The sequence below is a fragment of the Roseomonas genomospecies 6 genome (genome assembly GCF_008365375.1).
Lineage (GTDB): Bacteria > Pseudomonadota > Alphaproteobacteria > Azospirillales > Azospirillaceae > Azospirillum.
In genome coordinates, this window is the sequence record NZ_QOKW01000002.1 from 53,010 (window position 1) to 66,543 (window position 13,534).

8 protein-coding genes are annotated in these 13,534 nt (G+C 67.8%); 2 read left to right on the forward strand and 6 right to left on the reverse strand.

Translation table 11 applies throughout. The features are described from left to right. The first annotated feature begins 212 nt into the window (after positions 1 to 212). A complete protein-coding gene (locus tag DS843_RS02680) occupies positions 213 to 653 on the forward strand; it encodes a hypothetical protein (protein ID WP_286191901.1) in 441 nt (146 codons plus the stop codon). Positions 654 to 806: 153 nt separating this feature from the next. Next, complete coding sequence (locus DS843_RS02685; RefSeq protein WP_286191902.1) at positions 807 to 1,271, forward strand: hypothetical protein; 465 nt, start codon at positions 807 to 809, stop codon at positions 1,269 to 1,271. Between the two features lie 22 nt (positions 1,272 to 1,293). Here the strand turns inward: DS843_RS02685 and bfr are convergent, their stop codons facing one another. From bfr to treS, 6 genes are all read right to left on the reverse strand, one after another. After that, positions 1,294 to 1,776 carry a bacterioferritin gene (gene bfr, locus DS843_RS02690; RefSeq protein WP_149467364.1) on the reverse strand — a complete coding sequence of 161 codons (483 nt, stop codon included), beginning with the start codon at positions 1,774 to 1,776 and terminating at the stop codon, positions 1,294 to 1,296. A 130-nt stretch (positions 1,777 to 1,906) separates the two neighbouring features. Beyond that, positions 1,907 to 4,096: a 4-alpha-glucanotransferase gene (gene malQ / locus DS843_RS02695; protein ID WP_149467365.1), complete on the reverse strand. Its 2,190-nt coding sequence runs from the start codon at positions 4,094 to 4,096 to the stop codon at positions 1,907 to 1,909. 237 nt (positions 4,097 to 4,333) lie between these two features. After that, the gene (locus tag DS843_RS02700) at positions 4,334 to 5,371 is read right to left on the reverse strand and encodes a response regulator (protein ID WP_149467366.1); all 1,038 of its coding nucleotides are present in this window, start codon (positions 5,369 to 5,371) and stop codon (positions 4,334 to 4,336) included. Between the two features lie 87 nt (positions 5,372 to 5,458). Further along, positions 5,459 to 7,609, reverse strand: a complete 2,151-nt coding sequence (glgX, locus tag DS843_RS02705; RefSeq protein ID WP_149467367.1) for a glycogen debranching protein GlgX — start codon at positions 7,607 to 7,609, stop codon at positions 5,459 to 5,461. Positions 7,610 to 7,786: 177 nt separating this feature from the next. Continuing rightward, on the reverse strand, positions 7,787 to 10,036 hold the full coding sequence (glgB, locus tag DS843_RS02710) for a 1,4-alpha-glucan branching protein GlgB (RefSeq protein WP_149467368.1): 2,250 nt from the start codon (positions 10,034 to 10,036) through the stop codon (positions 7,787 to 7,789). A gap of 106 nt (positions 10,037 to 10,142) precedes the next feature. Beyond that, positions 10,143 to 13,466 carry a maltose alpha-D-glucosyltransferase gene (treS, locus tag DS843_RS02715; protein ID WP_149467369.1) on the reverse strand — a complete coding sequence of 1,108 codons (3,324 nt, stop codon included), beginning with the start codon at positions 13,464 to 13,466 and terminating at the stop codon, positions 10,143 to 10,145. Between the last annotated feature and the right edge of the window lie 68 nt (positions 13,467 to 13,534).

Here is a 13,534-nt window from a genome sequence, read left to right on the forward strand (position 1 = left end):
TACGAATTTCGAACTATTTTATCACCACAAAGCCTTGAAGGTTATCCAAACTCAAAAGAGTAATAAGAATAAGTGCGGACAAATACACGCCGCCGTTATCATGTTTTTAAATATTGGAAGACTTAGGCGGACGCCGTTAATCGCTCGTTAAGTCAAATCCAGCATCTTTGATCTTGCATTCCCCCTCACATTCTTCAGGTCCGGCGATGGTGATGGTCTACCACCCTTACGCGCTCCAGCATCGGCAGGAACGGCGCTCCGGGCGCAGGCTCCTTCTGGCGCTGATCGCCGCGCTCGGCCTGCCCTTGGCGGTGGGCGCCGGCTACACCATGGAGACGGTGCGCGGCTACGCCGTCCAGGCCCGTCTGGCGCAGGCCGTGGACGCGGCGGCGCTGGCCGGCGGGCGGGTCATGTTCGACGACCAGCGCGACGGCCACATCCGCACCTTCTTCGACAACGCTTTCTCCAAGAGCTTCCTGGGCGCCCACGCCGCGACCCTGAGGATCGAGGATGATTCGCGCAGCGGCGTGCTGACGGTCCATGGCCGGGCTACGGTGAAGGCTCTGTTCACCCGCGTCCTGGGCGGTTCCGATCTGGTCGTGGAGGCGCAGTCGGTCGTCCGCCGCAACGTCCGTGGCAGCAAAGGGTCTTAAGACCGTCGCGTGGGTGTCCATCCGCGGCGCCGGACGGGCACCCACAACGGCACCCACGACGGCGCCGCCCCCTGCCCCATTATTTTAAGGTATCGGGAAGGTTTGGGCTGATACCATGCGTGGCTTGGTCCCTCCACAACCTTCCCTGCCCCCGTGTCCAGCATTCTGTCCCTTCCATCGCCGTCCAGCGCGCAGTCCCCTTCGGGGCTGAACCGCATCCGGCAGATGCTGGCCAGCGAGGCCATCGCGGTGCAGCCGATCCGGCGCGTGCCGGGGGAACAGGAGCGCCGGCGGTCCGACGACATCGCGGCCGCCGAGGACGCGCTGAAGAGCGGAAAGCGCGCAGAGCTTGGCGGGGCGGAGGGCAACCGCGCCGGGCGCGCCGGGTCCTCCGCAAGATTCTCGCTGGACGATGCGGAGGCCGCGGACGGGCCGGTGACCGGCGCGTCTCCCCGCCTGTCCGCCACCCCCAACGCCGGCTTCATCGCGCAGAGCATCCATCAGGACGCGATGGGAAGCGGCCTGCACATCGAGCCCTGGTCGGCGGCCATCACGGCCTATCGGAAAGCCGACGCCGCGGCCTATGCGGCCGGTGCGTCGGCTGGGTTCTCGATCTGAGAGACGATTCTTCCGCCGGCGATTACGACGCGTCGTCGCCGTACATCTGCTCCTGCTGATAGGCCGTCAGGCCCACGCGCTGGATCAGGTCGAGCTGGGTTTCCAGCCAGTCGATGTGCTCTTCGGTCTCCTCCAGGATTTCCCGGAAGATCTCGCGGCTCTGAAAGTCGCGCACCGCGTCGCAGTCGGCGATGGCCTCCAGCAGGTTGCCGCGGTTGTGGCTCTCGATGCCGAGGTCGGCGGTGAACATCTCCGGCAGATCCTCGCCGATCTTCAGCTTGTGCAGGTCCTGAAGATTCGGAAGCCCCTCCAGGAAGAGGATGCGTTCGATCAGCTTGTCGGCGTGCTTCATCTCGCCGATGGATTCCTCATAGACCGTACGCGCCAGACGGTGCAGGCCCCAGTTCTTCAACATGCGGGCGTGCAGGAAATACTGGTTGATGGCCGTCAGCTCGTTCGTCAGAATCGTGTTGAGGTGCCGGATGACCTTCGGATCACCTTTCATATTCCCCTCCGTATTGAGTGGCCGCGCATCGTGGCGCGCGGCCTTCTGTTTTTCGCCCGACGACTGGGACCGAGTGTAAGCCAATACCGCGGGATGGCAATCAGCTTCAGGGCCAGCTTCCGGGCCAGCTTCAGGGCCGCTCGCCGCGGACCGCCTCGGCCAGACGGCGCAAACCCTCGTCCTCGGCCATGGCCTCCACCGGCACGCCCAGGCGGCGGCGCCAGTTCGGATGCTGGTCCACGGTGCCCGGCAGGTTGGGTTGCTCCACCTCGCCCAGCGCATCCTCGATCTGCACCATGGCGATGCGCCCCGGCGACCGGGCGAGATAGCGGTGCACCGCTTCCATCAACTCGCGCGAGAAGGGTTGGGAGCCCTCGTCGTTCGGGTAGATGGACGGGCGCAGCCCTTCGCGGGCCAAGGCTTGCAGCATCCGCCAGCGGTCCACCCCCCGGTCCCAGGCGTCCTTGTTCCGTGCGCCCTCGTCGGGATAGAGGTCCAGCCGCGCGCGCCAGTCCAGATCGCGGTTGGTCCAGAAGCCCTTGAAGGTGGCGAGGTCGTGGGTGGTCACCGTGACCATGGCCCCGGCGGGATACTCCTGCGGCGCCTTGAACCCGCCGTCCGCGCTGCGCTCGAAATACAGCACGCGGTAGCTGAGGATGCCGGCCCGCTCCAGCGCCGGGCGGAATCCTTCGGGAACGGTGCCCAGATCCTCCCCGATGACGATGCAGCGGTTGCGCCGGCTCTCCAGCGCGATGATCCGCAGCAGATCCTCGAACGGGTATTCGACATAGGCGCCGTCGCTGCCGTCCGCCGGAATCCAGAACAGGTGCTGCAGCGCCATCACATGGTCGATGCGCAGCGCCCCGGCATGGCGCATGTTGGCCCGCAGCATGGCGATGAAGCTGCCGTAGGCCGATTCGCGCAGGCCCACCGGCGACAGCGGGGCGAGGCCCCAATTCTGCCCCTTCATGTTGAACTGGTCCGGCGGCGCGCCGACATTGGCACCCTGCACCAGAATGTCCGACTCGCCCCAGGCCGCCGCCCCGCCGGGATGGGCCGCCACGGCCAGATCGCGGTAGAAGCCGATGGGCAGCCCCGCCCGGCGCGCGCGCTCCGCCGCCGTCCCCAACTGGCGGTCGGCCTCCCACTGGAGATACTCGAAGAAGTCCACCCGCTCGGCGTGCTCGGCGGCGAAGGCCTGGACCTCCGGGCTGTCCGGATTCTGGAAGGCCGGCGGCCAGCTCCGCCACATCCATTGGGACGGGTCGCGGCGGTAGAAATGCTCGTGCAGCGCCTCGAACACGGCGTGGCGGCGCAGCGGTTCGCCCATCTCCCGCCGGAACGCCTCGAACGCCTGCCGCCGCGCGTCGCTTTCGCCGAGCGCGCGGAAGGTGGTGTGGAGCGCCTCCAGAACCGGCATCTTCAGGGCGGAGACCGCGGGATAGTCCACCAGCTCCGTCGCCCGCGCGGCGGCCAGCCGTTGCCGGAACTCCTCCGAGGCGATGAGAGCCTGGGCCTGCGGCGTGGCGGACAGCTCCGGCACCCGCTCCACGTCGATGTAGAGGATGTTGAGGAAGGTCCGGCTGCTCGGCGAATAGGGGCCGATGTGGTTGGGGTCCGCCGGGAACAGGGCGTGCAGCGGGTTCAGCCCGACCAGCCCGGCCCCGAGTCCCGCCGCCGTCTCGGCGAAGCGCCCGAGATCGTCGAAATCGCCGATGCCCCAATCGTCGCCGCTTTTCAGCGCGTAGAGCTGAAGGCCGATTCCCCAGGTCCGCCCGCCGGGCACCACCTCCTCCACCGTCAGGCAGCGCTGCGGCGCGACGATCAGCACCGTGCCGCCCTCCAGCGTTCCGCCCACGCCCTGGGGCCGGATCACCACCGACAGCCGGTGATAGCCGAGCGGCAGGGTCGGCGGCAGGCGGGTGGAGACCGTCCGCCGCTCGTAGGCTGCGCCGTCGAGCACCCGCTGATCGGCCACCGGCAGGTTGCCGACGCGCAGCGACGCGCGATGGGCAAGCCCGCCTTCCTCGGTCAGCGTCCAGGTCAGTTCGGCGTCCTCCAGCCCCGCCGGGACGGCCAGCGCGAGGCTGAGGGGAGCGCCCTCGTCGATCACCAGGACGGGGGGCAGCATGCGCCGCCACGCCCGGTCCTCCACCGCGCGCAGGCTGGCCGCCAGCTCCTCGCCCGTGCCGGCGGGATAGCCCATGGCGGCGGCCAGAGACCGCTTCGTCGCGTCGGAGGTCTCGCGCCGGTTGCCCCAGATGTCATGGTAGAAGGGCTCGATGCCAAGCCGTTCGGCAAGCCGGTCGAGATCGCTCATTCAGGGTTCCCCGCGTTTATCGGTAGTGGCGTCTTGTTGGCGACTTGGTGGCGTCATTCTGGCGCGCAACGGCCCGCGCGCGAGCATTGCGCGTCGGACCGGTTCCGTCCAGCCCCGAACATTCGAATTTTCACATTCACCGCAACGCTTTCGCGAGCGGCAAGGGGGCAAGGGTGACAACACGCCGCAACCCTGGATGATCCGGCCCTCGCCTTCAGCGGCGCGCTGTTCGCCGGGTCATTCGCCCACCGCCTCTTTCGAGGCATTCCCGTTGGCTGGGGACACTGCCAAGGCCGCCCGCGCGGCCTCCGCCTTGGCTTGCGCCATCTGCTCCAACCGGGACCGATAGCCGGCCACCGCGGCGGCGACCTCCGCCATCATGGCGTCGAGCGGGCGGGCCGTATCCACCGCCTGCATCAGGTCCCGGGCGAGGGAGCGCACGCTCCCCATCTCCTCCGACGCGACGGCGCCCGATTCGGCCTGAAGGCGAAGGCGCTCCGCCATCATCTTCAGGGACTTCGCGACGGACTCCGCCGGGCCGGGTTCGCCCAGATCGTCCAGGCGGCGCAGAAGATCGTCCAGGAAGGCCGGGACGCGGGCCAGATGCTCGACCGCCATGCGCTCCGGCGGGCGGGCGGCCAGGCCGGGGGCGGCGAACTCGATCAGGAAGGCGACCTGAACGCTGATTCGCAGCAGCTTCTGCTCGTTGACGAAGTGGTTGGCCTCGGCCATGAGCTGGCGGGCGTTGATGTGCGCCCAGCGGTTGGTGGCCTTCAGCCGCAGCGTGTTCGGTGCGTCGAGCAGCGGGACCTGGGCGCCCTCGCGCGGCGACTTGCGCCGGTCGGGGCCGGTGTAGTCGGCGGTCACCACGAATTTCCTGCGCGATTCGATCAGCGCGGCCAGCCGCTCCTGCACCTGCTTGGGCGAGACGGGCTTCACCAGCAGATCGTCGGCCCCGGCGTTGGTCACGCGCATGACCAGCAGCGGGGTCGGTTGCCATGTGGTGGCGACGATGCAGGCGTAGGGATTGCGGGTGTCCGGCTCGTTGCGCAGGCGACGGATGAAGCGCAGCGTCTCTGCCTCCTCCGCGTCGGCGTCCAGCAGGATCAGATCGGGCGTGGCCGCCGTCGCCACCTCCCCCGCGTCCCGGACCGAGCCGTAGGTTTCCGCCCGCTTCATTCCCAACCGCGCCAGCACCTCGCGCAGGACGCGCTGGGTGTTGGACTGTGTGTCGATGATGACGGCGTCAACCAACGAGAAGTCGTAATCGGGCATGCGTCCGTTCCGCGGAAACCGGAGGTGGAGAGGCCACCACCGGCCAGGACGTTAGCACAGGCGGAAAAGGCCGCCTATTGACCCGCATCAACGACCGGGCGATTCAACCTGAACGAACACCAGCGCGGTCCGCCCGTCCACCGGCATCGTCCGCCCGGCGAGTTGCATCCGCCCATCGCCGGCCCCGTCCGCCACGCGGGTGTCCAGCACGCAGCGCCAGCCGCGCGCGTCCGGCACCTCCGGCAGGGTGACGTTGACCGTGCCCGTGTGGGCGTTCAGCACGATCAGCAGCACCCCGTCGTCCTGCGAGGCCCCATCCACCCCGGTGTAATGTCCGGCATGGCCGTTCAGCAGCAGCATGATGCAGCGCGCATGGACGTTGCGCCAATCCTCCGCCGACTTCTCCACGCCCTGCGGTGTGTACCAGACGATGTCCTTCAGCCCATCCGCGGAGGTCCGGCGCCCGTGCAGGAACACCGGGCGTCGCAGCACCGGATGCGCCTTGCGCAGGGCGATCAGCCGCTTGACGAAGGCCAGCATCGGCCCGCCGTCGCCCTTCAGGCCCGCCCAATCGAGCCAGGAAATCTCGTTGTCCTGGCAGTAGGCGTTGTTGTTGCCCTTCTGGCTGTGGCCGATCTCGTCGCCGGCCAGCATCATCGGCGTGCCCTGCGACAGGAACAGGGTGGCCAGCAGGTTGCGCTTCTGCTTCGCGCGGGCCTCCCGGATTGCGGGGTCGTCGGTTTCGCCCTCCACCCCGTGGTTCCAGGAATGGTTGGCGGAATGGCCGTCGCGGTTGTCCTCGCCGTTGGCCCAGTTGTGCTTCTCGTTGTAGGAGACGAGGTCGTGCAGGGTGAAGCCGTCATGCGCCGTGACGAAGTTCACAGACGACCAGGGCCGCCGCCCGCGCTTCTCGAACAGGTCCGACGAGCCGGCGATCCGCCCCGCCAGTTCCGGCAGCATCCCCTCGTCGCCGCGCCAGTAGCGGCGCACGGTGTCGCGGTAGCGGTCGTTCCACTCCGCCCAGCCCGGCGGGAAGTTGCCGACCTGATAGCCGCCTGGACCGACGTCCCACGGCTCCGCGATCAGCTTCACGTCGGCCAGCGCCGGGTCCTGCCGGACCGCGTCGAGGAAGCCCGATCCGGGATCGAACCCGTAGGGCTCCCGCGCCAGCACGGTGGCGAGGTCGAAGCGGAAGCCGTCCACATGCATCTCCGTCACCCAATAGCGCAAGCTGTCCATGACCATCTGGAGCACGCGCGGGTGGCTGAGATTCAGGGTGTTTCCGGTCCCCGTATCGTTGATGTAGAAGCGCGGGTTGTCGGGCAGCAGCCGGTAATAGCTGAGATTGTCGATGCCCTTGAAGGACAGGGTGGGGCCGAGATGGTTGCCCTCGCCCGTGTGGTTGTAGACCACGTCCAGGATGACCTCGATCCCCGCCTCGTGCAGCCGGGCGACCATGGTCTTGAACTCCGACAGGACGCCGGTGGTCATGTAGCGCGGCTCGGGCGCGAAGAAGCCGATGCTGTTGTAGCCCCAGTAATTCCGCAGCCCCTGCCCGACCAGATGCCGGTCGTCGGCGAAGGACTGCACCGGCAGGAACTCCACCGACGTGATGCCCAGCGCCTTCAGATAGTCGATCACCGCGTGGGTGGACATGCCCGCGAAGGTGCCGCGCAGCGGGGCCGGCACCTCCGGATGACGCATGGTGAAGCCGCCGACATGCGTCTCGTAGATCACCGTGTCCGACCAGGGCACCGCCGGATGCCGGTCGTGCCCCCAGGTGAAGGCGCGGTCCACCACCCGGCATTTCGGCATGCCGCGCGCGTTGTCGCGCCGGTCGAAGGACAGATCCTCGCGCGTCGAGCCCATGCGGTAGCCGTAATGGGCGTCCGACCAGCGGAACGGACCGAACAGCGCCTTGGCGTAGGGGTCGAGCAGCAGCTTGTTCGGGTTGAAGCGATGCCCCGCCAGCGGCTCGTACGGTCCATGGACGCGGTAGCCGTAGAGCAGGCCGGGCCGGGCCTCCGGCAGATAGCCGTGCCAGACCTCGTCGGTGTGCTCCGGCAGGACGACCCGCTCGACCTCCCGCTGGCCGGTCTGGTCGAACAGGCACAGCTCGACCTTTTCGGCGTGCGCGGAAAAGAGGGCGAAATTCACCCCGAACCCGTCCCAGTTCGCCCCCAGCGGATAGGGCTTGCCGGGCCAGACGGCGGTGCGCGTGGCGGTGGAGATGGACATCAGGGCAGACTCACCACGGGCACGAAGGTCGGGCGGAACCGCGAGCGGCTTGCGTTGAACGCAGCAGATGGCCTAGCCGAAGCGGATAGCCACCTGCTGCAATAAAGGAGTGGCAAGTCCGTCGCGTCAAGTGCGGAACGCCTCGCGCTCCTCCTCCCTTCGACAGCAACGGCGCCCCTACCCCGCCTTCCGCTCCAGCACCAGCGTGCCCAGCGGCGGCAGGGTCAGGCAGATGGAGTGCGGGCGGCCATGCCACGCCGTCTCCTCGCTCTCCACGCCGCCCGAGTTCCCGACACCGCTGCCGCCGTATTCCGGGGCGTCGGTGTTCAGCACCTCCTCATAGCGCCCCGGCAGGGTGACGCCGACGCGGTAGCCGTCGCGCGGGAGCGGGGTGAAGTTGCAGACGACCACCACATGGTGCTCCGGGTCCTCCGCCCCCTTGCGCAGGAAGGCCAGGACGGAGTTGTCGCTGTCGTTGGCCTCGATCCACTCGAAGCCCGCCGGATCGCAGTCGGTCTGGTGCAGCGGCTTCAGGCCGCGATACATCCGGTTCAAGTCGCGCACCAGCGACTGGAGCCCCTGGTGCAGCGGCTCCTCCAGCAGGTGCCAGTCCAGGCTGCGGGCCTCGCTCCACTCGCGCCACTGGCCGAACTCGCCGCCCATGAACAGCAGCTTCTTGCCGGGGTGGGCGAACATGAAGCCGTAATAGGCGCGCAGGTTGGCGAACTTCTGCCAGTCGTCGCCGGGCATCTTGTTGATGAGCGAGCCCTTGCCGTGCACCACCTCGTCGTGGCTGAGCGGCAGGACGAAGTTTTCCGAGAACTGGTAGATCAGGCCGAAGGTGAGCTGGTGGTGGTGGTAGCGGCGGTGGATGGGGTCCTTCGCCATATACTCCAGCGTGTCGTGCATCCAGCCCATGTTCCACTTGTAGCCGAAGCCCAAGCCGCCGAGATAGACGGGCCGCGACACCGCCGGCCAAGCCGTGGATTCCTCGGCCACCGTCATGATTCCCTGGTGGTGGCCGTAGGTCAGCTCGTTCATGCGCTTCAGGAAGGCGATGGATTCCAGGTTCTCGCGCCCGCCGAAGCGGTTGGGAACCCACTCGCCCGCCTTGCGGCTGTAGTCCAAGTAGAGCATGGAGGCCACGGCATCCACCCGCAGCCCGTCCAGCCGGTAATGCTCCAGCCAGAACAGCGCGTTGCCCAGCAGGAAGTTCTGCACCTCCGTCCGGCCGAAATTGTAGATCAGCGTGTTCCAGTCCTGGTGATAGCCCTGGCGCGGGTCGGAATGCTCGTACAGGTGCGTGCCGTCGAACCAGCCTAGGCCATGCGGGTCGGTCGGGAAATGGCCCGGCACCCAGTCCAGCAGAAGGCCGATCCCTGCCGCATGGCAGGCGTCCACGAAATACTTGAAGTCCTCCGGCGTGCCGTGGCGGCTGGTCGGCGCGTAGAGGCCGATGGGCTGGTAGCCCCAGGAGCCGTCGAAGGGATGCTCCGTGATCGGCAGCATCTCGATGTGGGTGAAGCCCAGATCCTTCACATAGGGCACCAGCCGGTCGGCCAACTCGCGGTAGGTCAGGAAGCGGTCGCCCTCCTCCGGCACGCGCGCCCAGGACCCCAGATGGACCTCGTAGATGGAGATCGGCGCGGTCAGGTCCGCGCTGGCGGAGCGGGTCCGCTGCCATTCGGCGTCCTGCCAGTCGTAGGACGGCAGCCCATGCACGACGGAGGCGGTCTGGGGACGGAACTCCGCCTGGAAGGCGTAGGGGTCGGATTTCAGAGGCAGCAGGTCGCCGCCCGCCCCCTTGATCTCGAACTTGTAGCGCTGGCCGGCGGTGGCGTGGGGAACGAAGATCTCCCACACGCCCGCTTCCACCCGCTTGCGCATCGGCAGGCGCCGCCCGTCCCATTCGCAGAAGTCGCCGACGACGCTGACCCGCCGCGCGTTGGGCGCCCAGACGGCGAAGGCCACGCCCGCCACCCCGTCGATCTCCCGCGGATGGGCGCCCAGCCGCTCGAAGCTCTTGAGGTGCGTGCCCTCGGCCAGCAGATGGATGTCCAACTCGCCCAGAACGGAGGCGAAGCGGTAGGCGTCCTCGAATTCCGCCGTCGCCAGCGGGAACTGGACGCGCAGGCGGTAGCGGAAACGCTCCGTCCGGTCGGGCATGACGGCGACGAAGAAGCCCTCGTCATGGACCTTGTCCGCCTCGCCCGCCGGATCTCCCGACGCGCTGTCGATCACCCAGAGCTTCTCGGCGCCGGGAATGAAGGCTCGGACCTCCACGGGCTTGCCGGAGCCGGGCTGGTGCATCCCCAGGATCGCGAAGGGGTCACCATGATCGGCGCGGACGATGGCGTCGATGCCACCGCGCAGCGATGACGCGCCCTGCGCTTCGGCCCGGATTCCCGTGCGGATGTCGTTCGGCATCGGTTGACCTTTCCCCTGCCCTGCTCATTCTTGGGGTGTGAACATAGCGCCGGGGCGTTTGTCACACCACGCCCGCGGCGTCCTATGCCCCGCTTTGGGTTTCGCCTCAGGAGTCGCCGTCCAGAAGACCCAGCACGCCCTTGACCGGGATGCCGATCCAGTTCGGGCGGTTGGCGGCCTCGTAGGCGATCTCGTAGAGCGCCTTTTCCATCAGGAAAAGGGCCAGCAGGCGCCGGTCCTCGCCGGTGCCGTCCGGCACGTCCGGGCAGGCGGCGATGGTGCTGCGGTAGGCGTCCAGGAAGCACTGCATGCTGCGCCGTTCCCAGTCCAGCGCCGCCTCCATCACCGCGCCGGCCTCCTCCAGCGTGCCCGTCTCGTCGATCCGGAACAGCGCCGCCCAGGTGGCGTAGTTGAAGGAGCGCAGCATCCCCGCCACGTCGCGCAGAGGGCTGTGCTTGGCGCGGCGCTCCTCCAGCGTCTTCGCCGGCTCGCCCTCGAAGTCGATGATGTACCAGTCGTTCTGGGCGCGCAGCACCTGACCCAGGTGATAGTCGCCGTGGATGCGCGTCTTCTCCCCCTGCGGCGCGGTGTCGGCAAGCTCGGCCAGGCGGTTCATCACGTCGGTGCGGCGGGCCAGCAGGGATTCGGCCTGCTCCCGCACGGCGGGGGCCAGGCGGTCCAGCGCGCCCGGCAGGGCCGCGAAGGCGGCCTCGGCCTGACGGCGGGCGGCCTCGCCCCAGGACTTGAGATCGTCGGCGGTGACCGGCTCCGGATCGAAGGCGGCATCGCCGGTCCGCTTGGCCAGGGCGCAATGCAGTTCCGCCGTGCGCTGACCCAGGGTCGCCATCATGGCGGTGTGCATCCCGAAGGGCTCGCCCTCCTCCGGTTCCTCCAGATCGTGGGACAGGCCCAGCCGGATGTCGTCCAGGTCGCGGACCAGCGAATCGACCGTGCTGCTCCAGCCGTCGCCCTGGTTGCGGACGAAGCCCTGGAGAACGAACAGCGCCGTCGGCGTGCCGTCCTCCGCCACATGCTCCACGGAGCCGAGCAGCGGCGGCGTGTTCTGGAAGCCCGCCACTTCCGTCAAAAAGCGTCCGACCTCCAGTTCCGGATGGGCGCCGGGGGTCAGGCGGCGGAACGCCTTCAGCACGGCCTGACTGCCGACCAGGATGGAGCTGTTGCTCTGCTCCACGCCCAGGCGGCGGATCTCCGTGTCCTCCTCCACGGCCAGATCGGCCATGCAGCCGGTCGGGGAGAAGCGGATCGTGCCATGGGACGCCGGAATGTCCCGCCCCTCGCGCAGCGCGGCCAGCAGGCTGCGGATGAAGGCGTCGGCCTGCATGGCGTCGAAAATGGCGCCGGTGCGCGGACCACGGCGGGCCTTGGCCAGCGTGAAGGGAAGCAGAGGCCAGCCGATGTTCCCGGCGTTCTCCTCCCAGGTCATGGCCAGCGGCAGGAAATAGGACTGGGTGCCGCCGCCGGAAAGCTCGACGTCGGTGTGGAGCAGCATGAAGCCGTCGCCCGGCCCGTTCAACCGTGCGGACACCGGAACATGGGCCCGCTCGATCCGGCGGTCCTTGGCGGCGAACCAGCGCTGCTGCGGCAGATAGGCCTGGAGGATGTCGCGCGCCAGTTCGGCCTCCGCGCGCCCGCTGATGAAGCTTTTCCAGCCGTCGCGCACCACCACGGTCAGCAGGTCGGGCACCGGCTCCGGCATCGTCTCGTGCCAGGACGGCAGCGCCGCCTCCGCCGCCAGGGCGAACCAGTAGAAGCCGTAGGCGGGGATGGTCAACAGATAGGGCAGATCGCCGACCGGTGGGAAGACGGTCCGGCCCAGCAGCTCCACCGGCACGCGGCCCCGGAACTGCTTGAGGTCCAGTTCCACCGCCTGGGCGGAGCGGGACAGGTTGGCCACGCAGAGGATGACCTCGTCCCCCTCCTCCGTGGAGTGGCAGCGCAGATAGGCCAGGACCTTCCGGTTGCCTGGATAGAGAAGCTGGAAGCTGCCGCGCCCGAAGGCCTTGTGCTGCTGGCGCACGGCGATCAGCCGCTTCATCCAGTTCAGCAACGACGACGGGCTGCGCTGCGCCGCCTCCACGTTGATGGCCTGGAAGCCGTAGATTGGGTCCTGGATGGCCGGCAGATACAGCCGCGCCGGGTCGGCGCGGGAGAAGCCGCCGTTGCGGTCGGGCGACCACTGCATCGGCGTGCGCACGCCGTCGCGGTCGCCCAGATAGATGTTGTCGCCCATGCCGATCTCGTCGCCGTAATAGAGCACCGGCGTGCCCGGCATGGACAGCAGGAGGCTCTTCAGCAGCTCGATCTTGCGGCGGTCGTTCTGGAGCAGCGGGGCGAGGCGCCGCCGGATGCCCAGGTTGATCCGCATGCGCCGGTCGGCGGCGTAGAAGTCCCAGAGATAGTCCCGCTCCCGGTCGGTCACCATCTCCAGCGTCAGTTCGTCATGGTTGCGCAGGAAGATGGCCCACTGGCATTCGTCCGGGATGTCCGGAGTCTGGCGCATGATGTCGGCGATGGGGTGCCGGTCCTCCATGGCGACGGCCATGTAGATTCGCGGCATCAGCGGGAAGTGGAAGGCCATGTGGCATTCGTCCCCGCCCTTCTCCAGATCGCCGAAATAGGGCAGCACGTCCTCCGGCCACTGGTTCGCCTCGGCCAGCAGCATGCGGTCGCCGTAGCCCTTGTCGATCTCCGTGCGGATGGCCTTCAGGACGTCGTGGGTTTCCGGCAGGTTCTCGTTGTTGGTGCCCTCGCGCTCCTTCAGGTAGGGAACGGCGTCGAGCCGCAGCCCGTCCACCCCCATGTCCAGCCAGAAGCGCATGACGTTCAGCACCTCCTGAAGGACCTTCGGGTTGTCGAAGTTCAGGTCGGGCTGGTGCGAGTAGAAGCGGTGCCAGAAATAGGCCTGCGCCTCGGAATCCCAGGTCCAGTTGGACTTTTCCGTGTCGCAGAAGATGATGCGCGTGCCCTGGTATTTCTGGTCGGTGTCGGACCAGACATAGTAGTTGCGGTGGTTGGAGCCGGGCTTCGCCTGACGGGCGCGCTGGAACCAGGGGTGCTGGTCGGAGGTGTGGTTGATGACCAGCTCCGTGATGACGCGCAGGCCGCGGTCGTGGCATTCGCGCAGGAACCGCTTGAAGTCCTGGAGATTGCCGTAGGACGGGTTGACCGCCTTGTAATCGGCGATGTCGTACCCGTCGTCGCGCAACGGCGAGGGGTAGAAGGGCAACAGCCACAGCGTTGTGACGCCAAGCTCCTGGATGTAATCGAGCTTCTGCGTCAGGCCGGCGATGTCGCCGATGCCGTCGTTGTCGGCGTCGAAGAACGCCTTGACGTGAAGCTGATAGATGACCGCGTCCTTGTACCAGAGCGTGTCGTTCCGATCGATCCGGCCATTGTCCGAGTTCTTCATACCGCCGCCGTCGCTCCGCTGGTCTGGTCGTATGGAACCGCCGGGCGGACGGGGTGTTCCCACGACCG